We start from the raw sequence: 26049 nt of genomic DNA, 5'->3' as shown, positions 1-26049 counted from the left end.
TCTGTGCAAAGGCCTCCTTGTGGGGGAGATGTCCGGCAGGACAGAGGGGGGCGCTGTCTCTCCGCCATCAAAGGTTCTACGCCAATCGCCAGCGAATGCGAAACGGGGGCCGGCTGGCCCCCGTTTCTCCGTGGATTGTTTAGAGCGGCGGGTTTCAAGTCGAAGCGCGCCGTCGCTCTATCGCCCGGCCGACGTCAACGCCGCCAGTTGCGCGACCACCCGCGATCCGAACCGTTCGAGTTGGAGTTGGAGGAACTGTTCGACGATGAGTTCGAATTCGAGTTGCTCGACGAATTGGAGCTGGAGTTCGACGATGAGTTCGAATTCGAATTGCTCGACGAATTAGAGCTGGAATTCGACGAACCGTTGGACGACGAATTGGAGCTCGAATTTGACGAGCTGTTGCCAGCGACGATGTAGGCACCGTCGCTTTGGCTGGTCATTGCGGCCGGCGGACGCTCGCTTTCCGGCGCCGCCGCGGGATACTCCTTCGCCTGCGCTGCGGTGCCCGCGAGCGCTGCCATTCCTGCGACCAGTGCCGACTTGAGTTTCCAGTGTCTTGCCATGGTAGTTACTCCTTGTTTCAGACCGGACCGGCAAATGCGGCCCGGCGGAGTAACGGGCGATCTCCGGCTTTATTCCATTCAAAGAAAGTTGGATTCATTCAGAGCAAGCCGGGCCGTCGCAGTTTCACTTCCGGTCCTTCCGACGGACCTCCGTCAGCGCCTGGATTTCCTCCTCGGCTGACATCGGAGCGCCTGCTTCGATCGCCGAAAGATAGGCGTCGAGGGCTTCGGCCGACGAGGCCGGGGCATAGCCTCCGGCGTCGCCCGGCGCCACGACCGCGAAGCTGACGCGCCATTCGTCGCCGGAACGGCAGGCGACCGACACCACCGTGGAGCGGTCCTGCGAGTCGACCTCGAATTCGCGGCACAAATCCTGCGCATCGTTACGGAACGTAGCGATAGCCCGGAACCGGTCGCTGATCCCGGCGAGTTTGATTTCCTTGCCGGACTCGACCGTCTCAAGGGCTTGGGCCAGGGCCGGCCTGATGACGCCAGCTACCCACAAGCCGCCCTGCGCGCGTTCGTTGGTGGCTGCTGCCCAATACCCGGCGAGCCCGCCGACAACGGCTGCCGCGAGTGAGGCGGCAATTGGCAGCATCCATCGAGACCTCGAAGCAGGCCCTGCTACGCGCCCGCTGCCGAAGGGCAATATCGATGCCGCCGCCGCTTTCTCGCCGGCACGCTTGGCCTCGATCATCTGCTCGACGGCCGCGACAAGTTTTTCGGGAACCGGCTCGTCGAGCAGCGGCTTCAGCGCCGCATGCGCCTGCGCTCTGGTTTCGATGAACACAGCAATCCTGGCAACCAGACGGTCGTCCGTTTCCATCGCCTGCTCGATCCTGGCGACCATGTCCGGATCAAGCTCACCATCGGCGAACCGCATCAGGATCTCATCCGAAAAAGTCTCTTCGGTCATTTCGCAGTCCCTTTTGTGACCGGATAACGGGTGGGCGCCGAAGATATTCCAGTCGCCTCCGCCAGATTCTTCCTCGCTCGGGCCAGCCTGCTCATCACCGTCCCGATCGGCACGGCGAGGACTTCCGCGGCTTGCCTGTAGGAAAGCTCTTCGACACAGACCAGAAGCAGCACGTCGCGCTGGTCGGCGGCGAGTTCGCCTATGGCTTGCGCCACGCTGTTCAGCGCCAGCCGCGCCTCCACTTCGCGCTCGACGGAAACGCCGGCGATGTCATGGCGCTCGTCGATATCGTCCTGCGGGCCGGCGACCTTGCGCTTGCGGATGTCGTCGATCCACAGATTTCTCAGAATCTTGAACATCCACGCGTCGAAGCGCGTCCCTGGCTCGAAACGCTGCTCGTTGGTGAGCGCCCGTTCGCAGGCGCGCTGGACAAGATCGTCCGCGATGTCGCGGGACCGGCACAGCGCAATCGCGAACCGGCGCAGATTCGGGAGAAAAGCGACAAGCTGATCTTGGACGCGGTCGGCTTTTTCCGGCATGTTGCTCCAAGTTCTGGAATAAGGCGGCCCCGCGCCCGTTCCTCGCAAAGGCTAGCTTATTGCCGGATAGCTCCGCTAGCCTCGCGATGTTGAAAATCGGCGACGGGCCGGAATGTGAGGGAGACTATGCGCGCCACCTCCTGGTTGAGACCAAAAGCCCTGCTGCTTTTCTGGGTCGCCGTCGCATTGCTCGTCGATCCTCAGGCGCCGAGCGGCCAGCTGAGGCTCGGCGAGTTCGGACCAAGCTCGGCGTTCGCCGATGACGACGGTGGCGGTGACGATGGTGGCGACGATGACGGTGGTGATGACGGGAGTCAATCCGGCGCTTCGTCTGGTGGGTCGCGAACGACATCCCGCCGATCGACCGGTCCGAACCTGTTTCGCACGCTGACGGATCGGTTTCTTCCGCGCCCGCCAAGGCGCAGCGGCAGGCGTGCGCAACGGCCAGCCCTCCCTTTGCCGTCTCGGGCACCGGACCAGATCGTGGCAACCGGGCTGAGTTCGGCTGAGATCGGTCGGCTTCAGGCAACCGGCTTCACCGTACTGGACCGTGCCGACATTCAGCTTCTTGGATCGGAGCTGATTCGGCTGCGCATTCCAGCCGATATGCCGCTGGAGGCTGCGCGGGATCTTGTCATCGATGCCGCTCCGCAGTCGACGGCAGATTTCGTGCATTACTACCGGCCTGGACAGGAAGCCGAATGTGCCGGGCCGCACTGCGCCGCCGCGGGCCTGATCGGCTGGCCGGCCGGTACCGGACTGCCAGCCGGCTGCGGTGGCAATGTCACGATCGGCCTTATCGACACGGCGATCAATCCTGCGCATGCCGCCTTCGCGAAAGGCCGGGTCGAAGTTCTTCGCCTGTCGGACGACGGCGTTCCCGAGTCCGGCCGCCAGCACGGCACCGCCGTCGCGGCCCTGCTTGTCGGCGGCGCTGACAGCCGTACTCCCGGCCTGCTGCCGCACGCCAGGCTCATCGCGGTCGATGCGTTTCATCGGGGCGATCGGCAGGATGACCGCTCGGACGCCTACGATCTGCTTCGCGCGCTCGATCTTCTTTCGGCGCGCGGCGTGCAGGTGACGAATATGAGCCTGTCGGGTCCTGCGAATGCGCTTCTCGAGCAGGTTGTCCGAAGACTCTCCCAACGCGGCATGGTGATCGTCGCCGCCGCCGGCAATGGCGGCCCGAAAGCCGGGCCTGCCTATCCGGCGGCCTACGCTGAAGTGATCGCGGTGACGGCGGTTGACCGCATGAAACGCCCCTACAGGCGTGCCGGCCGCGGCCAGCATATCGACCTGGCCGCCCCCGGCGTCGAGGTGTGGACGGCCGCGTCGGTCAGCGGCGCACGGCCGAAGACCGGCACGTCCTTCGCGGCGCCATTTGTTGCCGCCGCAGCGGCGTTGATGAAATCGGCAAACAGCAACGCCTCCGCAGCCGACATTCATGACGCGCTCGGCAAGTCGGCGGAAGATCTCGGCGCGCCGGGCAAGGACGCCGTCTTCGGCTGGGGCCTGCTCAATGCCCGCGCCGCTTGCGTCGTCACGCCGAAGAAGGCGACGTGAAGCTTCACTGTTGATGCCGGAGGGACAGCCGGGGGCGCGAAGGATCACTACAAATCGGCTTCTAGCGCCAAGGAGGGATTGCACCTCGTCCGTTTCCGCTTACGGTTGCGGTTGGCGTTTTTATCACAAGAATAGCAACGGAGATTCTGCGTGAAGCGTGTTCTGCCGGCCGTCTTTGTCATGGCGCTCAGCGCGCCCGCATTCGGCCAGACCGTTGACAGCGAGGGTGCGAAGCAGCTCTCCGAAAATCTGTCCCGCTATGTCGGCAAGCAGGCGATCGACCGCGGTCTCCTGAAGGTTTCCGTGGAAGGCGACGCTTACAAACTCGCTGTCGATCTCAAACCTGTCGTGGACCTGCTGGCGGCGCAGCATTCCTTCAAGTTCGACTTCAGCCCCTACGCACTGCTGGTCAAGCCGAGCAACGGGACATGGAGCGTCTCGGCGGATGTGTCGCAAAGCGGGTCCTTCGAGTTCAAGGGGCCAGAGGGCCCGCAGAGCATGCAGTTCTCGATTACAGACGGCAAGTTTTCCGGCGTCTACGATCCCGAACTGGCGGCTTTCACCAGCGCCACACACTCGATGGCCGGGATGACGATGAAATCCCGGGACACCATGCAGCGTGCGGAGGTGAGCACCGGCGCCGGTACTGCCACCATGAACGCAAGCAAAGCTGCGAATGGCGGCGTGGATTTCACCGCGACGCAGACGGTCGCCGATTTCGCCGAAGCGCTTGATTTTGACGACCCAAAAAGCGGACTGAAATTCCCGCTCACGATCAAATCGCCAAAGCTGTCGGTGAACGCGACCGGCAAAGGCGTGCGGACCAAGCCGCTTCTCGATCTGCTGGCATTTGCCGTCGCCAATGAAGACGAGGCCAGACTGAAGGCCAACCAGGCGCAGCTCAAATCGCTCTTGCTCGCCGCGCTGCCGCTGTGGGAGCGGATCGACGGAACCTACGGGTTCAAGGATCTCACTGTCGAAAGCCCGGTCGGGCATTTCGGTGCGACTGAGCTGGACACAGGCTTCGGGACCGACGGCATCGCCCAGAACGGAGCAATCAACTATTCGATCAGGGCCGCGGGACTGAAGATCCCTCACAATCTTGTGCCCGCCTGGGGCACGGCACTGCTGCCCACCGATGTCAGTCTGAATTTCGGCGGCGCCAATATCGATCTCGACAGCATGGCGAAGAAGGCGATCGAAGCCTTTGATCTGAACAAGAATCCACCGCTGCCGGCCGACTTCGGCGACACCTTGACCGCCGATTTCATGGCCAAGATCAAGATGCCGAAATTTGTCATCGGCCACAGCACGGTGAAAAGCGGCGACATGGAAATCGCGATGGAAGGCGAGATGACGTTCGCCGGCATGAAGCCCGAGGCCCATGTGACCATCGATATCGCAGGCTATGATAAGATTGTGGAAAGCCTGCAGGCTGCAGCGAAGTCGGAGCCGGAAGCCGCGCAATATGTGCCGGTGGCGCTTGCGATCAAGGGATTCGGCAAGACGCTGCCGGACGGCCGCATCGAATGGGTCGTCAACGGCAAGCCGGACGGTTCGGTCACCGTCAATGGTGTCATGGTGAAGCCGGCCGATCCGGTTGCGAATGATGACGGCGACGACAGCGAAGAAGAAACGACGCCGTAGGCGCTTTGGCGACCCGATCGTCGCTCATATCGAATGCTCATGATCGTCGTCGCCAAGCGGCAGCGCCCGCAGCGCCCTGCCGACGGAAGCCGGCGGCGTGCCGGTTTCCGCGGCGAACCGCATGAGCGTCGGCTCGTGGGCGAGGATGAACTGCAGCACGCCGGCCAGGAATCCCGGCTCGCCAGCCGCCTGGCGAATCGAATGCGCCTCGATGCCGGTGATCGCCAGGAAGCGGGGCAGAAGTTCCGGATCGGCGGCGACGAAGGCCAATGCCTTCACGGCAATGGTTTCCGCTTCCTCGCGCATTGACCCTGGGTTTGCCATCACTACCTTCTTGTGGGTGGAATGAGTCTCTTTTGGCAGTAATCGCAAGCGTCGCCTGCGGCAAGCCATCTGTCTCTGCAATGCGGAGTTCGCGGTGAAATCCGAAGCTTTTCCGGCAGCCGGTTTCCGTTTCGTCAATGATCTCGCGGTAGAGTCGAGCAGGGTTTGGTGCGTACCGGCGAGGGCGCATGGCGGCATCCTTCGAGCGGAGGGCATGCCGGGACGGGAATTTGATGCCTAAGAAGGTCATGATCGTCGAGGACAATGAGCTCAACATGAAGCTCTTTCGGGACCTCATCGAAGCGAGCGGTTACGAGACGGTACGCACGCGCAACGGTCTGGAAGCGCTGGATCTGGCGCGACTGCACAGGCCGGACCTCATTTTGATGGACATCCAGCTGCCCGAAGTGTCGGGGTTGGAAGTGACCAAATGGCTGAAGGAGGACGACGACCTCCATGTCATCCCGGTCATTGCCGTCACCGCATTCGCGATGAAGGGCGATGAGGAGCGTATCCGCCAGGGTGGCTGCGAAGCCTATATTTCCAAGCCGATCTCGGTGCCGCGTTTCATCGAAACCATCAAATCCTACCTGGGCGACGCCTGATGCGCCCTTCCAGCCGAGCCGGAGCTTTATGAGATGACTGCACGGATCCTCGTCGTCGACGACATCCCTGCCAATGTCAGGCTGCTCGAGGTCCGGCTGCTTGCCGAATATTTCGAGGTGCTGACCGCCACCAACGGGCCTGACGCGATCGAGACCTGCGAAAACGGCAAGGTCGATGTCGTGCTGCTCGACGTGATGATGCCTGATATGGACGGGCTCGAGGTCTGCCGCCGGCTGAAGAGCGATCCGGCGACGTCGCACATCCCTGTCGTCATGATCACCGCGCTCGACCAGGTTTCGGACCGGGTGCGCGGCCTTGAGGCCGGTGCGGACGATTTTCTGACCAAGCCAGTCAACGATCTGCAATTGATGACGCGCGTCAAAAGCCTGGTCAGGCTGAAGACTTTGACCGATGAGCTGCGCCTGCGCGCCTCGACCACGCGCAATATCGGCATCGAGGAGCTGTTGAGCCGCAACTTCGCATCCGCGGACACCACGCCGAAGGTTCTGCTGATCGACGAGCGCAAATCCTCCTTTGAGCGCGTCCAGAAAATGCTGCGCGGCAGCGCCGACCTCGACATCGCCACCGATCCGCATGCCGGCTTCTTCCAGGCCGCCGAGACGCCTTATGAATGCGTGATGATCTCGACGGGTTTTGCCGATTTCGATCCGCTCAGGCTCTGCTCGCAACTGCGTTCGCTCGATCGCACCCGTTTCGTGCCGATCATCCTTCTGGCGGAGCAGGGTGAGGAGGGGCGCATCGTCCGCGGCCTCGAGCTCGGCATCAACGATTTCCTGATGCGGCCGATCGACCAGCAGGAGCTAACCGCTCGGCTGCGCACGCAGGTGCGCCGCAAGCGTTACAACGACCAGCTGCGCGCCAGCGTCACCCAGACCATCGAGATGGCGGTCACCGACGCGCTGACGGGATTGCAAAATCGCCGTTACCTCGACAGCCATCTGCAGACATTGTTCGACCGCGCCGTAGCGCGGCGGCGCCCTCTGTCGGTGATGATCACCGATCTCGACCGCTTCAAGACCATCAACGACGCGCATGGCCATGACGGCGGCGACGAGGTGCTGCGCGAATTCGCGCGACGGCTACGCAAGAATGTGCGCGGCATCGATCTCGCCTGCCGCTTCGGTGGCGAGGAGTTCGTCGTGGTGATGCCGGACACGGACGGCGCGGTCGCCGAAAAGGTCGCAGAGCGTATTCGCGCCGAGATCGCCCATATGCCGTTTGCCGTCGGTGACGACGGCAAGACGATCGAGGTTACCGTCAGCGTCGGCGTGTCGTCGGTGCTGAAGGGCGTCGACTCGGTTGCCGGGCTGATGAAGCGGGCCGACCTCGCGCTCTACGAAGCCAAGAGCGCCGGCCGCAACCGGGTCGTCGCCAAGGCGGCGTAAGGTCCGATTATCCAGTCGATGTGACAGGGTTATGAATTTACCTTAACGCAAGCGATTCGCCGGGCTTGGTTAAGAAATTGTTGATTTTCACAGGCCGTTGCGCAAATGTGCAGGCCAATGACGGAACCGGCGCGAGGGTAGATCGCCGGGTCGATCCGAAGAATACCCCATGATTCAGGTCCGCCGCATCTCCTGGGTCCGTGGGGTCGGCCGGCCGGCGCTGGCACATAGTGGCCTCCTCGTACCGCTGCCAAACGCCGACCGGCCCCCTTCTCAAAATGACATCAAGACTCTGCGCCAAGCATTGGAAACTCTGAATTCTTTGAACCTTTGAAAACAAAAACGCCGCCCACAGGGGCGGCGTTTTTGTTTAGAGCAGGAAAGCAGATTACTTGATCTTGGTTTCCTTGAATTCGACGTGCTTCTTGGCGACCGGATCGTATTTGCGGAACGACAGCTTGTCGGTCTTGGTGCGGCTGTTCTTGCTGGTGACGTAGAAGAAACCGGTGTCGGCGGTCGACAGAAGCTTGATCTTGATGTTTGCGGCTTTGGCCATTGTATCAGTCCATTGTGTTCGTGGAGTCTTGGCCGCTGGAGCACGGGAAAACACCCGGACGCGGGAAACTTGGCGCGACACATAAACAACGCACCCGGAAAGTCAAGGCCGTGAAGGTTCGTTATCGGGGCAATCGCTTCAGACCCGCTGCCGATCGTGGCGCCGCCGGCGAATCTGTCGATCTCCCCCCTTGCGGGGGAGATGCCGGGCAGGGCAGAGGGGGGACTGTCCCTCCAACCTGTCAACCAATCACAGCCAAACCCTCAGGCAGGTCTCCGGTTGGGAATGGGGTCAAGTCAAAGTTGGCGATCCTTCCCACCCCCTCTGTCCTGGCGGACATCTCCCCCGCAAGGGGGGAGATTGGCCGTCATGGCGGCTTTCGCCAAACACCAACGCCGAAAGGCAGGGCGATTCTATGCATCTTCCTTAACTGGGGCGACCTTCTTCCAGTCCCCCGTGGTGTTCCACCAGCGGTTCGGGTTGGAGCGGTCGTCCAATCCCTTGGAACGGCTGGCGAGGATCGGCTGAATGCGGATCACCGGCTCCTGGTAGCTGTGGGCCTGGAAGATCGCCTCGACAATGCGGGCGGCCAACGCCTGGTCGTCGGGCAGTTCGAACGACACTTCCACCGTGCCCGGCCGTCGGCGCAATTCCGTCTCGGCGCCTGCAGCCGCACCTTCGAGCGCCCGGTAGCGCTCGATGCCGTGCGCCGATTGGTAGGCATTGCTGTCGTATTTGCCCATGGTGAGCGGGGCGATCGCGACCACCGCTTCCATGATACGGTCGACATCGGAAGCCGGCGCCTGGAAGGTCACAAGCAGCAGCAATTCCATCCGCAGCGATTTCGTTTCAAACCCGGAGTCGATCATGGTGGCATCCTCACATTCGTGGCGTGTTGCTGACAATCTACCCAGGTGCTGCTGACACGGTTATGTCAGCAGCCTTGCGCCACCTGAGGCATCGATCGGGTCTTTCTACAGGATTTTTCGGACGAGCCTGGCGCCGACCAGCGCGATATAGAAGGCGAAGAACATGCCGAGCGCCCAGCCGAAGCCGGAGGGGCCGAAAAGGTCCATGCCGATGCCGATCGCCTGCGGGCCGAGCACCATGCCGACACCATAGCAGAGCACGAAGGCAGCGTTGGCCGAGGCCAAGTCGTGGCCGGAAAGCTTCGAGCCGAGATGGGCCAGCCCGATCGTGTACATGGCAGCGACGACGCCGCCCCAGACGAACAGAAGCGCCGCCATCAGATGCCAGTCCTGCGCGAAGTGCGGCATGAAGATGGTGCCGGCAAGCCCGATGATTGCACATGCCAGAAGCAGATAACGGCGGTCGCTGACACGGTCGCTGACCATGCCGAGCGGGATCTGCAGCAGTACGTTGCCGAGGCCGATCATGGTGAGCAGGAGGGCGGCATCGGCCTCGGAGTAGCCGATGCGGTTGCCATAGACGGGAAACAACGCAAAGCCGCCGGTCTCGACCGCGCCGAACACCAGCACCGCAGCGGTCGCCGTCGGCACCAACCAGATGTAGCGCAGGAAGTTGCTGGTTTCGCCGTTGGAGACGATCGTCGGGCTCTCGTTGCGTGCCGCCAGAACTGGAATGGCGGCCAGCGTCACCAGCGCCATGATGACGCCGAAGGGCAGGAAGCCGGCGCTGCCGAGTTGGGCGAACAGCCACGGCCCGGCGGCAAAGCCGAGCGACAGCACCGTGGCATAGATGCCGAGGACGAGACCGCGCCGGCGCGGCGGCGCTGATGTGCTGATCCAGAATTCCGACAGGATGAAAAGCACCGTCAGCGCGATGTGCAGCAGGACGCGCAGCGGAAACCACATCCAGAAGTCCGGTGCGAAATGGAAGCCGACAAAGGCCAGCACTCCCGTGGCGATCATGGCGAGCATCGTCCTGGCGACGCCGAACCGCATCGCGAGCGGGGTGGCGAGCGGTGCGCCGGCGATCGAGGCGAGACCGGCGACAGCGGTGTTGAAGCCGATCATCGACGCCGAATGGCCGCGCGTTTCGAGAATGACGCTGAGCAGCGGCATGCCGAGGCCGATGGCGATGCCGACGACGCTTATCGACGAGATCGCCGCGATCATCGGCAGCCAATGGACGCGTTCCTCGATCTCTTGCTGGGTATCGACCGTCATGGGATCTGAATACTCTATGCTCTACAGAATTTCGCGAACGAAGCGATTTCGGACAAGCCGGTAGAACGGCACGGAACCACCTGGGCGCAGCAGCGGATCGTCGACGAGCCGCTTTTCCAGCTCCTCCAGGATAGCCCTGGTGATGTCGGGCACATCAGCTTCTCTGGCCTTGGCGAGCGGCAGCCAGACCAGTTCTTCCAGCTCGTTGGTCGGACCGCCGTCCGGCAGCTCCACGGCGACGTCTTCGCGCCAGGCGCTGAAGAAGCGCGTGTCGAAGCGCCGCACCCGGTTGGGCGGCGTGATGGCGCGCGCGATGAAGCGCAGCGCTTCCAGCGAGGGTCTTACGCCGTGCTCGGCAAAACCCCGCCAATCGCGCCTGGTCGTGGCGAAGGCGCCCTTTTGGCCGATCAGCAGGCCGGCTTCTTCATAGGTCTCGCGAAGCGCCGACAGGGCGATGGCGCGGGCGCGGGCCGGGCTGGTGCGGCCGACGCCGGCGGTCAGCCTCGCCTGTTCCTCAGGGTGCAGCGCTGTAGCGACGGGAATTCGGCTGTCGGCCGGATCGGTACGGCCACCGGGAAAGACGAATTTCCCCGGCATGAAGGCGTGACGGGCGTGGCGCCTGCCCATCAGCACCAGGAACTCGGCGCCCTTGCGGTCGAGCAGGATCAGCGTCGCGGCGTCGCGCGGGCGTATGGGCTTGGCGTCGAGCGCGATCGGCTCAACCTTGTCGACTTCCGCCTTGGTCATAAGGTCCATGCGCACGACCTAGCGGAATCTTCTCCGATGCGAAAGTGGCGTTCAGCCATGCCGATTTGCGCCAGCCTCGGTTTCAAGCCTCGGGATGCGACTCGATCAGATCTTCTTCCCCGCCGAAGCCGTGCATATAGAACGCCCATTGCAGGCCGATGACGGCACCCTTGACCGGCTGCAGCAAGACGATCGCCATGAGGATGGTCAGCGGCACCCAGATGGCGATGTGCTGCCAGGTGGACAGAGTGGAGGTCGCTTCGACACCCATGAAGGCGCCGAGCACGATGTGGCCGACGATGACCACCACCAGGTAGGCCGGCAGGTCGTCGGCGCGGTGGTGATGAAGCTCCTCGCCGCAATGATCGCATTTATCGACGGTCTTGACGAAGGCGCGAAACAGCTTTCCCTCGCCGCAATGCGGGCAGCGGCCAAGCGCGCCACGCTTCATCGCCGTCCACAGCGGGCGGGCGATCCGGCCCGACTGATGTTCGCCGCCGAAAACCTGTTCGTTCACTTTCAGATCGCTTGGCATTACCGTCTCCTGCCGCGCGAGCCTGGACGCGATTGCGACGCACGGGCGCGGCCCTTGGCCTTGTGAAACGACCGTTTGGAGCCGGGTAGCGGCTTTGGGTCGGTCAGCATCTCGAAACGCATCGCGCCGGCCATAGGCGCCACCTCGATCAGGCGAACCTCGACGCGGTCGGCAAGCTGATAGCCCTTGCCGGTGCGTTCTCCGAAAAGCGATCGGGCAGTTTCGTCGTATATATAGTAATCGCCCTCGAGACTTGACACCGGAATGAAACCATCTGCGCCATACTGCGGCAATTGGACAAATAGTCCCGATTTGGTGACGCCCGAAATGCGTGCATCGAAATGCTCGTCGACACGCTCTGCGAGATAGGCGGCGATCAGCCGGTCGACCGTGTCGCGCTCGGCGGCCATGGCGCGGCGCTCGGTGGCTGAGATCAGCGCAGAAACTTCTTCCAGCCGCTCCGCTTCATCCTGCGTCAGTCCGCCTGCACCGAAGCCGAGCGCGGCAATCAGCCCGCGATGCACGATCAGGTCGGCATATCTGCGGATCGGCGAGGTGAAGTGCGCATAGCGCTTCAGGTTGAGGCCGAAATGGCCGATATTGCTGGGCGAATATTCGGCCTGCATCTGCGTGCGCAGCACCACCTCGTTGACCAGCCCCTCATGGTCGGCGCCGCGGACGCGATCCAGAATGCCGTTGAACTGGTCCGGCCGCATCTGCGCGCCGCGCGCCAGCGACAGGCCAAGCGTCTGCAGGAATTCACGCAGCGATTCCTGCTTGGCGAGCGAAGGTGCGTCATGGATGCGGTAGACCAGCGCCTGTCGTTTCGCCTCCAGCGTCTCGGCGGCCGCGACATTGGCCTGGATCATGAATTCTTCGATCAGCTTGTGCGCGTCGAGCCGCTCCGGCACGACGACGCGGTCGACGGTGCCGTCCTGCTTGAGCAGGATTTTCCGCTCCGGCAGTTCGAGCTCGAGCGGTTGGCGCGTCTCACGACCGCGCTTCACGACGGCGTAGGCATCCCATAACGGCTTCAGCACCGTGTCGAGGATCGGACCGGTCTTGTCGTCCGGCGCGCCGTCGATCGCGGCTTGCGCCTGGGGATAGGCTAGCTTTGCCGCCGATTTCATCATGATGCGGTGGAACGAATGCCTGAGCTTGCGGCCATCGGCCGAGAAGGTCATGCGGACCGCAAGCGCCGGGCGGTCCTGGCCTTCACGCAGCGAACAAAGGTCGTTGGAGATGCGCTCCGGCAGCATCGGCACGACGCGATCCGGGAAATAGACCGAATTGCCGCGCTTCAGCGCCTCGCGGTCGAGCGCGGTGCCATAGCGCACATAGGCGGCCACATCGGCAATCGCCACAGTAACGACCACGCCGCCGGGGTTCTTCTCGTCCGGATCCGATGTCGCGAACACGGCGTCGTCATGGTCCTTGGCGTCGGCCGGATCGATGGTGACCAGCGGCAGCTCGCGCCAATCTTCGCGGCCGGCCAGCGTCGCCGGTTTGACCGCTTCCGCCTCGGCGATGACGTCTGCCGGGAAAATATGCGGAATGTCGTGCGCGTGGATGGCGATCATCGAGACCGCTTTTTCGCTGGTTAGCGAACCCAGCACCGCCAGCACCTTGGCCCTGGGCAGCCCGTAGCGGGAGGCCCGCGCCGGCTCGACCTCGACCAGATCGCCGTTCTTGGCGCCGTTCTGGAATTCCTTGTCGACGACCAGCTCCGGCTGGCGTCTTTCGACAGGCTCGATGCGGAAGGTACCGTCCTGCAGCACGCGAAAAACGCCGAGGACGGCATCGGTGCGCTTCTCGAAGATCTTCATCACCCGCCCGGTATAGGCAGGGCCGGACGGGTCATCGGTTGGAAAGGTCTTGGCCAGCACGCGGTCGCCAATGCCCGGTGTCGGGCCGCCGCCGCCGCGCGACACGCGGATCGCTATTACAGGAGGCTCGCCGTTGCCCACCGCTTCGGTTGGGTGCGCCAGCAGCACGCCGTCGGCGTCGCGGCCAAAGATGTCGAGCACGGCGACATGGGCGAGGGCGCCGACGCGGGCGAGCCGCTTGCGCTCCTTGGTCAGCAGGCCCTCATCCTGCAAGTCGTGCAAAACGTCCTTCAGCCAGATACGGTCGTCGCCGCGCAGCGCAAACGCCTTGGCGATGTCGCGTTTGCCCGAGCGATCCGGATTTTCGGCGATGTAGCGCAGGATCTCGTCGCGGGACGGCCGGTAATCGTCCTTAACCTTGGCCCTGGTGTCGGCGGTGCGCAGATCGCCATGACTTCTTCCGGATACCCTGCGCGCCACGATGCACTATCCCTTTTTGTTAACCACTTTCTTGGCCGCCACTTTCTGGGCCGCCGGTTTTTTGGCCGCAGGCGTTTTGGCAGGTGCGGCCGCTTTGCGGAAGGGCTTTCTGCCGCCATTGCCGCCCTTGGCTTCCTTCTCGGCAATCAGCGCCACCGCGTCTTCAATCGTCACCGACTGAGGGTCCTTGCCCTTAGGCAGCGTCGCATTGACCTTGCCGAAATTGACATAGGGCCCGTATTTGCCGTCACGCACGACGATCTTGCCGCCGCCCGCCGGATGCTCGCCAAGTTCCTTCAAGGCGGCGGGCGTGCCGCCATTGCGACCGCCGGGCCCTTTCAACTGCTTCTCGGCGATCACCGACACGGCGCGGTTGAGACCGATCGAGAACACGTCCTCGACATTGTCGAGATTGGCGTAGGTGCCGTCATGCAGCACGAACGGGCCGTAGCGCCCCAGCCCGGCCGAGATCATCTTGCCGGATTCCGGATGCTTGCCCACGTCGCGCGGCAGCGACAGCAGGGCGAGGGCTTTTTCGTGGTCGATCGAATCGACTGTCCAGCCCTTGGGCAGGCTTGAACGCTTGGCTTCCTTACCGTCGCCGCGCTGGATATAGGGGCCGAAACGACCGCTGCGTAGCGTGATTTCCTCCGCCGTGTAGGGGTCTTTGCCCAGCACCTTGGTGCCGTCCTCGCCATTGCCGTTTTCGGCATTGGGGTTGGCGGCGTCGCCGAGCTGGCGGGTGAAGGAGCATTCGGGATAGTTCGAGCAGCCGACAAAGGCGCCGAATTTGCCGAGCTTCAGCGACAGGTTGCCGGTGCCGCATTTCGGGCAGATCCGGGGGTTCGAACCGTCCTCGCGCGCGGGAAACACCAGCGGCGCCAGTTCCTCGTTGAGGGCGTCGAGCACGTCGGTGACGCGCAACTCCTTGATGTCGGCGACGGCGCCGGAAAAATCCTTCCAGAAATCGCGCAGCACATCCTTCCAGGCGAGCTTGCCGTCGGAAATCTCGTCGAGCTTTTCCTCGAGCGAGGCGGTGAAATCATATTCGACATAGCGCTCGAAGAAGCTTTCGAGGAAGGCCGACAACAGCCGGCCCTTGGCCTGCGGCAACAGCTTGCGCTTGTCCAGGGTGACGTAGTCGCGATCCTCGAGCGTCTTCAGGATCGCCGTGTAGGTCGACGGCCGGCCGATGCCGAGCTCTTCCAGCTTCTTGATCAGCGAGGCTTCCGAATAGCGCGGCGGCGGTTCGGTGGTGTGCTGGGTGGCGTTGATCGCCTCACGGTCGAGTTGTTCGCCGGCACGGATCTCGGGCAGACGGCGGTCTTCCTCGTCTTCCGCATCCTCGTCCTTCTGGTCGGTGTAGGCGGCAATGAAACCGTCAAAGCGAACGACCGAACCGACGGCGCGGAGTTCCGCGGTGCGGGCGCCGTTGACTGCCTCGATCTCGACGGTGGTGCGCTCGATCTCGGCCGGCTGCATCTGGCTGGCGATGGCGCGTTTCCACACTACCTCGTAAAGCCGCGCCTGGTCGGCATCGAGATATTGCCTGACCGAAGCCGGCGTGCGCATGAAATCGGTCGGGCGGATCGCTTCGTGCGCTTCCTGGGCGTTTTTGGCCTTGGTGGTGTATTGGCGCGGCTTTTCTGGCAGGTATTTTGGGCCGAACTCCTTGGCGATCGCATCGCGCGCGGCTGATATCGCCTCGGGCGCCATCTGCACGCCGTCGGTTCGCATATAGGTGATCAGGCCGGTGGTCTCGCCGCCGATGTCCATGCCTTCATAGAGCCGCTGCGCCACCTGCATGGTGCGAGTGGCCGAAAAGCCGAGGCGCGAGGAGGCGGCCTGCTGCAGCGTCGAGGTGGTGAAGGGCGGGCCGGGATTGCGCCTGGTCGGCTTGGCTTCGACCGACAGCGCCTTGAAGGTCGCGCCTTCGAGCATCGCCTTGATGTCCTCGGCCTGCGCCTTATTCGCAATGTCGAGCTTTTGCAGCTTCCTGCGATCGAAGGCGGTCAGCCGCGCCTCGAAATTTTCCTTGCGCGGCGTGCCGAGAATTGCAGCGATCTGCCAGTATTCCTCGCGGATGAAGCGCTCGATTTCCAATTCGCGGTCGCAGACGAGGCGCAGTGCCACCGACTGGACGCGGCCGGCGGAGCGGGCGCCCGGCAGCTTGCGCCACAGCACGGGCGACAGGGTGAAGCCGACGAGATAGTCGAGCGCGCGGCGGGCGAGATAGGCGTCGACCAGCGGCGCATCGATCTGGCGCGGATTGGCCATCGCTTCCAGCACCGACGATTTGGTGATGGCGTTGAAGACGACGCGGCTGACTGGCTTGTCCTTCAGCGCGCGCTTCTGCTTCAGCACTTCCAGGACATGCCAGGAAATGGCTTCGCCCTCACGGTCCGGATCGGTGGCGAGGATCAGGCCGTCGGCGTCCTTAACCGCCTTGGCGATGTCGGCAAGACGTTTGCTCGAGGCGGTGTCGACAGCCCAGGACATGGCAAAATCCTCGTCCGGACGCACCGAGCCATCCTTGGCCGGCAGATCGCGGACGTGGCCGAACGAGGCCAGGACCTTGTAGTTCTTTCCAAGATACTTGTTGATTGTCTTCGCTTTGGCCGGCGATTCGACGACGACGACGTCCATGAGGTCTCATATCAGCTGTGGTGCGGCAGAAGAATTCCGCTGCGCGCGACGAAATCTCGTATAATTGTCGCTCACATGGCCGCGCTTTTGCGTCCGGTCAAGGGGAAGCGGCCAAAATGCAGTCCTGCATTGAGCGCGCAACCCAAGGGCGCATCATGTGATATCCGTAATCCCAGATAAGGGGAGCGGCTGCCCTCTCGTTGGACAAGCCGGCATGATTCCCGGAAAACGGGACAAAATCTTCTGCGGATATAAGAGAAACATCGATCACGCGCCAGCCCCAGCTGAGGGACGCCCGGCATGATGAGACGACGCTGGCGGGCGAGACTGGCGTGGCGAGTGGGGCTCGTGTGTCCAGCGGGACAGCACCAGAAGCTGGCCGCCGGGAGGCCTGCAGGGCTACGCGGCAGCCAGGGATTTCCCGCCGGTCAAGGCGGGGATGAGGTTCGGGGCTAGTCGGCCTTGGCGATGTGCCAGACGCCGCCAACGCCGTCGCCGGTCACATCGCCGGCCTTCTTGTCCTTGATGAATGTGTAGAGCGGCTTGCCTTCATAGGCCCACATCTTGGTGCCGTCGGTGCGGTCGACGATTGTCCATTCGCCCTCGGGCTTGGCGTCGGCCTCAGCCTTCAGCGGCGGCCAATTGGCGGCGCATTTGTCGTAGCAGTTCGACTTGCCCATCTCGTCCTTGTCGTAGGTGTAAAGGGTCATGCCGTTGGCATCGGTGTATATCTTGGTGCCGCCGACATCGGCTTCTTTCCACGCTTCGGCGGCATAGGAGGTGGCGGTGCCGAGCAAAAGCACCGCCAGCCCAACTGTGATCGATTTCATGACGCTCTCCCTGATATGATCGAGAAGCGCGCGGAAAGCCGCGGCCTCGTTGCATCAACGCGCTTGGCGTGTCGTTTCTTCCTCGATGCGAGGCGGCAACTTGCCACGCAATGGTGATTGGCGGACAAGCCCGCGCGCCGCTATATCGGCGCCGATACAGTTGGGGTTCGGGAAATGGCATTGGATATCGGCTATGTCAGCGCGGTCGGGGCGGGGGCGATCTCGTTCCTGTCGCCTTGCGTGCTGCCGCTGGTGCCGCCCTATCTCTGCTACATGGCCGGCGTGTCGGTCGAGGATTTCCGCGGCAATGCCGGCGTCGCGGCCAAGGCCGACGCACGCAGCGCGCTGCTCTATGCCTCGATCGCCTTCGTTCTCGGCTTCTCGACCGTCTTCGTGGCGCTGGGCGCCGGCGCCTCGACCATCGGCCGGCTGCTGCGCGTCTGGCAGGAGCCGCTGGCGATGGCCGCCGGCGTGCTCATCATCCTGATGGGGCTGAATTTCCTCGGCATATTGCGCATCCCGCTGCTGTCGCGTGAGGCGCGCTTCCAGTCGCAGGGCAAGCCGGCCAGTATCGTTGCCGCATACGTCATGGGACTGGCCTTCGCCTTCGGCTGGACGCCCTGTATCGGACCGGTGCTGGGACCGATCCTGACGCTGGCCGGCGGCCGCGAGACGGTGGGCGAGGGCGCGGCTCTGCTCGCCGCCTATTCGCTCGGCCTCGGCATACCGTTCCTGATCGCGGCGCTGTTTTCCGGCGCCTTCATGCGCTTTCTCGCAAAATTCCGCGTCCATCTCGGCCGTGTCGAAAAGGCGATGGGCGCGCTGCTGGTCGTCGCCGGCGTGTTTTTCCTGACCGGTGGCGTGCAGGCCGCGTCCTACTGGCTGCTGGAGACCTTTCCGGTGCTTGGGCAACTGGGTTAGCGTGCTGCCTGTTCAGAAGCCGAAGCACATGCACAGGATCGAACTGTGGACCCGCTGATTAAGAGTCAGCAGCACAACCGTCTCACCGGAATTTAACCGCATTGGTGCAGCATGGCGCCAGTGCTAGTGAGATTCCGGGCTAGACATGCCTTGATCCCCAACCCTTTTCATATGGTCGCATTCCATGAGCCAGAGAACCTGCCTGTCCGTCATCCTCGCCGCCGGCGAGGGCACGCGCATGAAAAGCGCTGTGCCAAAAGTGCTGCACCCGATCGCCGGCCTGCCGATGGTCGCTCATGTCGTCAAAGCTGCGGAAGCCGCAGGCAGCGGTGATCTGGCGCTGGTGATCGGCCATGGCGCGGACGAGATGCGCAAGGCCACGCAAAAGTTCGCGCCGAAGGCGGAGATTTTCGTCCAGGACAAGCGGCTCGGCACGGCGCATGCCGTTCTGGCGGCTCGCGATGCGATCTCAAAGGGCTACGACGACATCCTGGTGATGTTCGGCGATACGCCGCTGATCGATCCGGAGGTGCTGGTTGCTGCGCGCCTGAAGCTGGCTGAAGGCGCTGCCGTCGTTGTGGTCGGCTTCCGCACCTCAAATCCGTCCGGCTATGGCCGGCTGATCGAAAAGGGCGGCAAGCTCATCGCCATCCGCGAGGAAAAGGACTGCACCGACGAGGAGACGAAAATCACCTTGTGCAATGGCGGTCTGATGGCGGTTGCCGGCAAGCACGCTCTGACGCTGCTCGATCAGGTCGGCAACAACAACGCCAAGCGCGAATATTACCTCACCGACATCGTCGAGATCGCCGGCGGGCAAGGCCTTGACGTCATCGCCGCAGAAGCCGGCTTCGAGAATGTGCTCGGCATCAACAACCGTGCCGAACTCGCCGCGGCCGAAGGCATCTGGCAGGGGCGCCGGCGGCGCGAAGCCATGCTCTCCGGGGTAACGCTGATCGCGCCGGAAACCGTGTACTTTTCATACGATACTGAGATCGGCGCCGATACGATCGTCGAGCCCAATGTCTGGTTCGGGCCGGGCGTGACAATCGCCACGGGCGCCAAGATTCATGCCTTCAGCCATATTGAAGGCGCTACTATCGCCTCCAACTGTGATGTCGGCCCATACGCGCGGCTGCGGCCGGGTTCCGATCTCCGGCAAAAGGCCAAGGTCGGCAATTTCTGCGAGGTCAAGCAGGCTGTTATCGAAGAGGGCGCCAAGGTCAATCACCTGACCTATATCGGCGATGCCCGTGTCGGCGCCGGCGCCAATATCGGCGCTGGAACCATCACCTGCAACTATGACGGGTACTCGAAGTTCTTCACCGATATCGGCGAGGGCGCCTTCGTCGGCTCGAATTCGTCGCTGGTGGCGCCTGTCACAATCGGCAAGGGCGGCTACGTCGCTTCGGGCAGTGTGATCACTGAAAGCGTGCCCGACGATGGGCTGGCCTTCGGCCGTGCCCGCCAGAGGACGCTGCCCGGCAAGGGCAAGGAATTGCGCGAGCGTTTTGCTTCGGCCGCGGCGGCCCGGAAAAAAGGCTAGCCTGATTGCGGTAACCGGATTGCAAGCGCGCCCTGTCATGGTGCATCTGTGCAGAACCGTTCCGGCTGATACGGAACGAAACGCAATGTGATTTTCGCGGCAGCCCGGCCAACCCTAAATGGCGCTGGGTTTTCATGCCGGAATCGGGGCAACGTCTATGTGCGGTATCGTCGGAATTGTCAGTCACTCGCCGGTCGCGCCACGGATCGTCGATGCGCTGAAAAGGCTCGAATATCGCGGTTATGATTCGGCCGGCGTCGCCACCGTCGAGAACGGCAAGCTGGCGCGTCGCCGCGCCGAGGGCAAGCTGATCAATCTCGAACGCCGGCTGAAGGACGAACCGCTCGACGGCATGATCGGCATCGGCCACACGCGCTGGGCGACGCATGGCGTGCCCAACGAGACCAATGCGCATCCGCATTTTTCCGACGGCGTCGCCATCGTCCACAACGGCATCATCGAGAATTTCGCCGAATTGCGCGACGAGCTGATGCGCGACGGCTACACATTTTCATCGCAGACCGATACTGAGGTCGTCGCACATCTGGTGGGGCGCGAACTGGCCAGCGGCCTGCAGCCGGTCGAGGCCGCGCACCAGGCGTTGAAGCGGCTGGAAGGCGCCTTTGCGCTGGCCATCATGTTCAGGGGAGACGAGGATCTCATCGTCGGCGCGCGCAACGGCCCGCCGCTGGCCGTCGGCCATGGCGATGGCGAGATGTTTTTGGGCTCCGATGCCATCGCGCTTGCCCCCTTCACCAATTCGATCACCTATCTGGAGGACGGCGACTGGGCGGTTGTGCGCCGCAACGACGTCGCCATCTTCGATATGGACGGCAACAAGGTCGACCGCAAGCGCCAGCAGTCGCTCAGCACCAGCTTCATGGTCGACAAGGGCAACCGGCGCCATTTCATGGAGAAGGAAATCCATGAACAGCCCGAAGTGATCTCGCACACGCTGGCGCATTATGTGGATTTCGTTGGCGGCGTCTCGAAGCCGCTCGACCTGCCGTTCGATTTCGCCAAAATCGACCGGCTGGCGATTTCGGCCTGCGGCACTGCCTATCTGGCCGGCCTGATCAGCAAATACTGGTTCGAGCGCTATGCGCGGCTGCCGGTCGACATCGATGTCGCTTCGGAATTCCGCTACCGCGAGATGCCGCTGTCGAAGACAGACGCTGCCTTCTTCATCTCGCAATCGGGCGAGACCGCCGACACGCTGGCCTCGCTGCGCTATTGCCGCAAGGCCGGGATGAAGATCGGCGCGGTCGTCAATGTCCGCGAATCGACGATGGCGCGCGAATCCGACGTCATCCTGCCGACGCTGGCCGGGCCGGAGATCGGTGTCGCCTCGACCAAGGCCTTCACCTGTCAATTGTCGGTGCTGGCCTCGCTTGCCGTGCGGGCCGGGGTGGCGCGCAGAACGATTTCGCCGGAACAGGAAACGACGCTGGTCCGCCAGCTGTCGGAAGCGCCACGCTACGCCAACCAGGTCCTGAAACTCGACGGCCAGATCGAGAAGGTTGCGCGCGACCTCTCGCACTACAAGAACGTGCTCTATCTTGGCCGTGACACCAATTTCCCGCTGGCCATGGAAGGCGCGCTGAAGCTCAAGGAAATCTCCTATATCCATGCCGAGGGCTATGCTGCCGGCGAGCTGAAGCACGGGCCGATCGCGCTGGTCGACGAGAACATGCCGGTGATCGTCATTGCCCCGCATGACCGCATTTTTGAGAAAACCGTGTCGAATATGCAGGAAGTGGCGGCGCGCGGCGGCAAGATCATCCTGATCACCGACAGCAAGGGTGCCGCGCACGCCACCGTGAAGACGATGGAGACGATCGTGCTGCCGGACGTGCCGGAAATCATCTCGCCGATCATTTACGCGCTGCCGATCCAGATGCTGGCCTATTTCACCGCGGTGTTCATGGGCACCGACGTCGACCAGCCGCGCAACCTGGCGAAATCGGTGACTGTGGAATAGGGACTGGCAAGTTTCGACCAGCTACCGATAGGTTCCCGGTGATAGTTAGTATCAGTTATTGATACGTATTTCTTGCGCGCCCCTCGTGTATCAATGTATGATACGTGACGAGGGGCAGAAATTGATTGTTTCGTACAAAGGCAAGGCGGTGGAAGCGGTTGCCGAGGGGAAGGCGCCGAAAGGTTTTCCACCCGATTTGGTTACCCGTGGCGAACGTCGTCTTCGTGCCATCGCCAATGCCGCCCAACTGAATGACCTCCGGTCGCCACCCGGAAACTACCTTGAAGCCCTGAAAGGGAGCAGAGCTGGGCAGCATTCTATCCGTATCAACGACCAATGGCGCATCTGCTTCAAATGGACCGATGCTGGCGCCGAGGATGTGGAGATTGTCGACTACCATTGAGCGGGCACTTGCCCACAACCACAAAAGGTATCCGAACTATGCTCAAGTTCGCACGTCCCATTCACCCCGGAGAATTCCTGCGCGAGGAATATCTCCTCCCGCTTGGCATGAGTGCTGGTGCGCTGGCGAAGAAGCTCAATCTTCCTCGCACCCGTATCGAACGCATTGCCAAGGAAGAGATCGGCTTGACTCCCGATACCGCTCTTCGCCTCGCCAGGTTCTTCAACACCACGCCCGAATTCTGGATGAATTTTCAGCAGGCCTATGAGCTCGAAACCGAGGCAAGGAAACTCGCACCCGAGCTCGAGAAGATCGAACCGCTGGAAGTCGCGGCATAGTTGAACTTTTAAAAAATTCGCAGTTCCAAAGCCGAATGCGGTTCATTAATGTTGCGCCGCAACCAGTGCTGCGGTGAACCATGTCCGATGCTCCCAAGACCTCAGGCATGACCCGGCTGCGGAATTACTTCCTGACAGGTTTTGTCGTCTGCGCGCCGCTGGCGATCACCGCCTACATCGCCTGGTCGTTCATCGGCTGGGTCGATTCCTGGGTAAAACCCTATATTCCGGCGCGCTACAACCCCGATAGCTATCTGCCGGCGCCGGTTCCGGGATTCGGCCTGATCGTTGCCTTGATCCTGATCACCCTGATCGGTTTCATGACCGCCAATATCGTCGGCCGCGCCATCGTCCTGTTCGGCGAGCGCCTGCTCGGCCGTATGCCGCTGGTGCGCGGCATCTACGGCTCGCTGAAGCAGATCTTCGAGACCGTACTGTCGAACAAGGGCGACATGTTCCGCCAGGTCGGGCTGGTCGAATACCCGCGCAAGGGCGTCTGGTCGCTGGTCTTCGTTGCCAGCGAGAAGGAAACCGAGATCAACCAGAAGCTCGACCAGGAAGGTGATCCGCTGATCGCGGTTTTCATGCCGTGCACCCCCAACCCGACCACTGGGTTCCTGATGTATGTGCCGAAATCCGATATCGTGCTGCTCGACATGACGATCGAGGACGGCGCCAAGCTGATCGTTTCGGCAGGCCTGGTGGCGCCGGCGGTCAAGACGAATATGGTAACCTTGAACGGCAAATCGATCGGCGGCCAGATCGGCAATCCGCCGGTGGATGCCGGGCCTCAACCGGCGCGCAAGAGCCGCACCGCCTCGTCGCGGCCGAACAAATAAAGCAGCATGCGAAGGGCGGCGCCGCGTTCGGATTGCAACTCCGGATCGCGCGACAGGATCAGCCGCGCGTCGTCGCGGGCGGCTTCGAGCAGGTCGGCATGCGCCTCGATGCGCGCCACCTGGAAGCCCGGCGTGCCGGACTGGCGGGTGCCGAGCAACTCGCCTTCGCCACGCAGCTTCAGATCCTCCTCGGCGATGCGAAAGCCGTCCTCGGTCTCGCGCATCACCGACAGCCGGCGCGTTGCCGTCTCGCCGAGCGGATTCTTGTAGAGCAGCACGCAGGACGACGGTTTTTCGCCGCGACCGACCCGGCCGCGCAACTGGTGCAGCTGAGCGAGGCCGAAGCGCTCGGCATGCTCGATGACCATGATCGTCGCATCGGGCACATCGACGCCGACCTCGATGACCGTGGTGGCGATCAGGATGCGTGTCTCGCCGGCCTTGAAGGCGCGCATCGCCTCGTCTTTTTCGGTGCCCTTCATGCGGCCGTGCACCAGGCCGATCCGGTCGCCGAACAGGGGCTTCAAGGAGGCAAAACGGTCCTCCGCCGACATCAGCTTGATCTCTTCGGACTCCTCGACCAGCGGACAGATCCAATAGATCTTCTGGCCGTCGGCGACGGCGTCGCGCATGCGGCCGACCAGTTCGTCGAGCCGCTCGAGGGGCAGGGTGACGGTGCGGATCGGCTGGCGCCCGGCCGGCTTTTCCGTCAGCTTCGACACATCCATGTCGCCGAAAGCGGTCAGCACCAGTGTGCGCGGGATCGGCGTCGCCGTCATCACCAGCATGTCGGGTGCGTCGCCCTTGGCGGTGATGGCGAGCCGCTGGTGGACGCCAAAACGGTGCTGTTCGTCGATGACGGCGAGGACGAGGTCGTGGAACGTCACCGTTTGCTGGAACAGGGCGTGGGTGCCGACGACGATGTCGATCCCGCCCTTGGCCAGGCCGGCCAGCGTCTCGGTGCGCTCGCGGCCCTTTTCGCGGCCGGTGAGGATGGCGATGCGGAGGCCGGCTTGTTCCGCCAACGGCGCAATCGTCGCAAGATGCTGGCGCGCCAGGATTTCGGTCGGCGCCATCAACGCCGCCTGGCCGCCGGCCTCGACGGCGCGCGCCATGGCGAGCAGCGCCACAACCGTCTTGCCGGAGCCGACATCACCCTGCAGCAGGCGCAGCATGCGTTCGGGGTCACCGAGATCGGCATTGATTTCGGCAAGCGCCATTTCCTGCGAATTGGTCAGCAAATAGGGGAGGGCGGCGCGCAGCTTTTCGACGAAGCGGCCGTCCCCGACCAACGGTCGTCCGGACAGGCGGCGGACTCTTGCGCGCACCAGCGCCAGCGACACCTGGCCTGCCAGAAACTCGTCATACGCGAGACGCCGCCAGGCTGCGCCGTCGACCGACACGTCGATCGGGTCGGCGGGATTGTGGATGCGGGCGAGCGCGTCGCCGAAGGCGGGAAAGGTGCGGCGGCGCAGAAACTCATCCTCCTGCCATTCCGGCAGCACCGGCAAGCGAGCGAGCGCCTGGCCGATTGCCCGGCGCAGCACTTTTCCCGACAGCCCGGCGGTGAGCGGATAGACCGGCTCGACCAGCGGCAGGTTTTCCGCCTCACTGGCCAGTGCGATGTGGTCGGGATGAACCATGGTTGGGCGGCCGTTGAACCATTCCATGCGGCCGGAGACCACGACGCGCTCGCCCTCCGGCATCGCTTTTTCGAGATAGGCGGCGTGCGCATGGAAGAAGGTCAGTGCGATCTCGCCGGTATCGTCATGAGCATAGACCCGGTACGGCACCGATCGGTTGCCGCGCGGCGGCGGCTGGTGGCGATCGATGCGTACTTCCAGTGTGACGATCGCGCCCTCGGCCGAACCGGCGATGCCCGGCCGGTTCCGGCGGTCGATCACCGAATGCGGCAGCACGAACAGAAGATCGCCGGCACGCGCCGCTCGGTCGCCGAGATCGGCCGGAACGACTTTCTCAATCAGTGGGCCGACCTTCGGCCCGACGCCGGCAAGCGAGGTGATCGGGACAAACAGCGGATCGAGGAGGGAAGGTCTCATTTGCGCCGCGCCAACCGGGACTTTGTTGGGGCCGAGTTCCTTCGCGCCCCCCTCTGTCCTGCCGGACATCTCCCCCACAAGGGGGAAGATCGGACTGTGCTTCCACTTTCGCCAATCGCCAACGACGGAGAAGAGGCAGGGCGCCGAAGCTGCCAATCTCCCCCCCTGTGGGGGAGATGTCCGGCAGGACAGAGGGGGGCGCGAAGGAATGCAATCATTACAAGTTGATTGTCGGGCGTCTTACATTGCCTTGCAAGGTGCCTTGCAAGGCTGACACCGCGCTCTATCCACGCTATATGCGCCGCTTCAGGCAAGGATGCTGGACGATGACGGGAACGAGACGATCAAGCGAGGGGCTCGACGCCCGCCGCCGCAAGCTTCTGTTTCGATCCTGGCATCGCGGCATGCGCGAAATGGACCTTATTCTCGGCAGTTTCGCCGACGCCGAGATCGGCGCCTTGACCGGCGACGAACTCGACCAATATGAGAGGCTCCTCGACGTTGCCGACACCGAGTTCCTGCCCGTGATCACCGGCGAGCGGCCGATTCCGGCTGACATCGACTGTGCCGTCCTGCAAAAAATCCTGGCGTCGCGCCAGACGATGACATTCTGAACGACGTGTA

At 63.0% G+C, this 26049-nt stretch carries 24 protein-coding genes; 12 read left to right on the top strand and 12 right to left on the bottom strand.

Annotation, left to right across the window (positions count from 1 at the left end; all coding sequences use genetic code 11):
- Positions 1-420: hypothetical protein (locus NMG80_RS23085; RefSeq protein WP_254020240.1), on the top strand; the 420-nt coding region annotated here is incomplete at its 5' end.
- A gap of 270 nt (positions 421-690) precedes the next feature.
- Here the strand turns inward: NMG80_RS23085 and NMG80_RS23080 are convergent.
- A complete protein-coding gene (locus NMG80_RS23080) occupies positions 691-1482 on the bottom strand; it encodes an anti-sigma factor family protein (RefSeq protein ID WP_254020239.1) in 792 nt (263 codons plus the stop codon).
- Positions 1479-2021, bottom strand: coding sequence for an RNA polymerase sigma factor (locus NMG80_RS23075; protein ID WP_254020238.1), 543 nt, complete (start codon positions 2019-2021; stop codon positions 1479-1481). The genes NMG80_RS23080 and NMG80_RS23075 overlap by 4 nt, the downstream gene beginning before the upstream one ends.
- A 483-nt stretch (positions 2022-2504) precedes the next feature.
- Between NMG80_RS23075 and NMG80_RS23070 the strand changes: the two genes are divergently transcribed.
- Both NMG80_RS23070 and NMG80_RS23065 read left to right on the top strand, forming a co-directional pair.
- Positions 2505-3584, top strand: a complete 1080-nt coding sequence (locus NMG80_RS23070) for a S8 family serine peptidase (protein ID WP_254020237.1) — start codon at positions 2505-2507, stop codon at positions 3582-3584.
- Between the two features lie 150 nt (positions 3585-3734).
- A complete protein-coding gene (locus tag NMG80_RS23065; RefSeq protein WP_367185991.1) occupies positions 3735-5231 on the top strand; it encodes a hypothetical protein in 1497 nt (498 codons plus the stop codon).
- Between the two features lie 24 nt (positions 5232-5255).
- On the opposite strand, the gene NMG80_RS23060 is transcribed toward NMG80_RS23065, so the two are convergent.
- Complete coding sequence (locus NMG80_RS23060) at positions 5256-5555, bottom strand: DUF3572 domain-containing protein (RefSeq protein WP_254020236.1); 300 nt, start codon at positions 5553-5555, stop codon at positions 5256-5258.
- A 248-nt stretch (positions 5556-5803) separates the two neighbouring features.
- Here NMG80_RS23060 and NMG80_RS23055 point away from each other — a divergent pair, with 248 nt between their 5' ends.
- Both NMG80_RS23055 and NMG80_RS23050 read left to right on the top strand, forming a co-directional pair.
- Positions 5804-6160: a response regulator gene (locus tag NMG80_RS23055; protein ID WP_281035461.1), complete on the top strand. Its 357-nt coding sequence runs from the start codon at positions 5804-5806 to the stop codon at positions 6158-6160.
- 33 nt (positions 6161-6193) lie between these two features.
- Positions 6194-7567 carry a PleD family two-component system response regulator gene (locus NMG80_RS23050; protein WP_254020235.1) on the top strand — a complete coding sequence of 458 codons (1374 nt, stop codon included), beginning with the start codon at positions 6194-6196 and terminating at the stop codon, positions 7565-7567.
- A gap of 388 nt (positions 7568-7955) precedes the next feature.
- Here NMG80_RS23050 and rpmG read toward each other — a convergent pair whose 3' ends face one another.
- The 8 genes from rpmG to NMG80_RS23010 all read right to left on the bottom strand — a co-directional run bounded on the left by rpmG (position 7956) and on the right by NMG80_RS23010 (position 17337).
- Positions 7956-8123: a 50S ribosomal protein L33 gene (rpmG, locus tag NMG80_RS23045; RefSeq protein ID WP_006201775.1), complete on the bottom strand. Its 168-nt coding sequence runs from the start codon at positions 8121-8123 to the stop codon at positions 7956-7958.
- Positions 8124-8536: 413 nt separating this feature from the next.
- Entirely contained in the window at positions 8537-8992 is a 456-nt protein-coding gene (locus tag NMG80_RS23040; protein WP_254020234.1) for a YqfO family protein, read from the bottom strand.
- 105 nt (positions 8993-9097) lie between these two features.
- On the bottom strand, positions 9098-10273 hold the full coding sequence (locus NMG80_RS23035; protein ID WP_254020233.1) for an MFS transporter: 1176 nt from the start codon (positions 10271-10273) through the stop codon (positions 9098-9100).
- Positions 10274-10294: 21 nt separating this feature from the next.
- A complete protein-coding gene (locus NMG80_RS23030) occupies positions 10295-11029 on the bottom strand; it encodes an NUDIX hydrolase (protein WP_254020232.1) in 735 nt (244 codons plus the stop codon).
- 73 nt (positions 11030-11102) lie between these two features.
- Positions 11103-11555: a DUF983 domain-containing protein gene (locus NMG80_RS23025; RefSeq protein ID WP_254020231.1), complete on the bottom strand. Its 453-nt coding sequence runs from the start codon at positions 11553-11555 to the stop codon at positions 11103-11105.
- Positions 11555-13861: a ribonuclease R gene (gene rnr / locus NMG80_RS23020; protein ID WP_436798656.1), complete on the bottom strand. Its 2307-nt coding sequence runs from the start codon at positions 13859-13861 to the stop codon at positions 11555-11557. Before rnr ends, NMG80_RS23025 begins: the two co-directional genes overlap by 1 nt.
- A 6-nt stretch (positions 13862-13867) precedes the next feature.
- Positions 13868-16507, bottom strand: a complete 2640-nt coding sequence (topA, locus tag NMG80_RS23015; RefSeq protein ID WP_254020230.1) for a type I DNA topoisomerase — start codon at positions 16505-16507, stop codon at positions 13868-13870.
- A gap of 452 nt (positions 16508-16959) precedes the next feature.
- Positions 16960-17337, bottom strand: coding sequence for a COG4315 family predicted lipoprotein (locus NMG80_RS23010; protein WP_254020229.1), 378 nt, complete (start codon positions 17335-17337; stop codon positions 16960-16962).
- Positions 17338-17511: 174 nt separating this feature from the next.
- On the opposite strand from NMG80_RS23010, the gene NMG80_RS23005 reads away from it, so the two are divergent.
- The 6 genes from NMG80_RS23005 (at position 17512) to NMG80_RS22980 (ending at position 23365) form a co-directional block, all read left to right on the top strand.
- Positions 17512-18258, top strand: coding sequence for a cytochrome c biogenesis CcdA family protein (locus NMG80_RS23005; RefSeq protein WP_254020251.1), 747 nt, complete (start codon positions 17512-17514; stop codon positions 18256-18258).
- Positions 18259-18442: 184 nt separating this feature from the next.
- Entirely contained in the window at positions 18443-19804 is a 1362-nt protein-coding gene (gene glmU, locus NMG80_RS23000) for a bifunctional UDP-N-acetylglucosamine diphosphorylase/glucosamine-1-phosphate N-acetyltransferase GlmU (RefSeq protein ID WP_254020228.1), read from the top strand.
- A gap of 157 nt (positions 19805-19961) precedes the next feature.
- Entirely contained in the window at positions 19962-21785 is a 1824-nt protein-coding gene (gene glmS / locus NMG80_RS22995) for a glutamine--fructose-6-phosphate transaminase (isomerizing) (protein ID WP_254020227.1), read from the top strand.
- Between the two features lie 121 nt (positions 21786-21906).
- On the top strand, positions 21907-22188 hold the full coding sequence (locus tag NMG80_RS22990; protein WP_254020250.1) for a type II toxin-antitoxin system RelE/ParE family toxin: 282 nt from the start codon (positions 21907-21909) through the stop codon (positions 22186-22188).
- Between the two features lie 38 nt (positions 22189-22226).
- Positions 22227-22526 (top strand): HigA family addiction module antitoxin, encoded by a 300-nt coding sequence (locus tag NMG80_RS22985; protein ID WP_077383967.1) that lies wholly within the window; start codon positions 22227-22229, stop codon positions 22524-22526.
- An 80-nt stretch (positions 22527-22606) separates the two neighbouring features.
- On the top strand, positions 22607-23365 hold the full coding sequence (locus tag NMG80_RS22980) for a DUF502 domain-containing protein (protein ID WP_254020226.1): 759 nt from the start codon (positions 22607-22609) through the stop codon (positions 23363-23365).
- Here NMG80_RS22980 and recG read toward each other — a convergent pair.
- Entirely contained in the window at positions 23317-25425 is a 2109-nt protein-coding gene (gene recG, locus NMG80_RS22975) for an ATP-dependent DNA helicase RecG (protein ID WP_254020225.1), read from the bottom strand. The two genes, NMG80_RS22980 and recG, sit on opposite strands and share 49 nt — an antisense overlap.
- A 326-nt stretch (positions 25426-25751) precedes the next feature.
- Between recG and NMG80_RS22970 the strand changes: the two genes are divergently transcribed.
- Positions 25752-26039 (top strand): FAD assembly factor SdhE, encoded by a 288-nt coding sequence (locus NMG80_RS22970; protein ID WP_254020224.1) that lies wholly within the window; start codon positions 25752-25754, stop codon positions 26037-26039.
- Positions 26040-26049 lie beyond the last annotated feature (10 nt).

It is taken from the genome of Mesorhizobium escarrei (assembly GCF_935825525.1).
Taxonomy (GTDB): Bacteria; Pseudomonadota; Alphaproteobacteria; order Rhizobiales; family Rhizobiaceae; genus Mesorhizobium; species Mesorhizobium escarrei.
The sequence above is the reverse complement of the archived record's forward strand: the minus strand, read 5'-3'. Positions and strand labels throughout refer to the sequence as shown.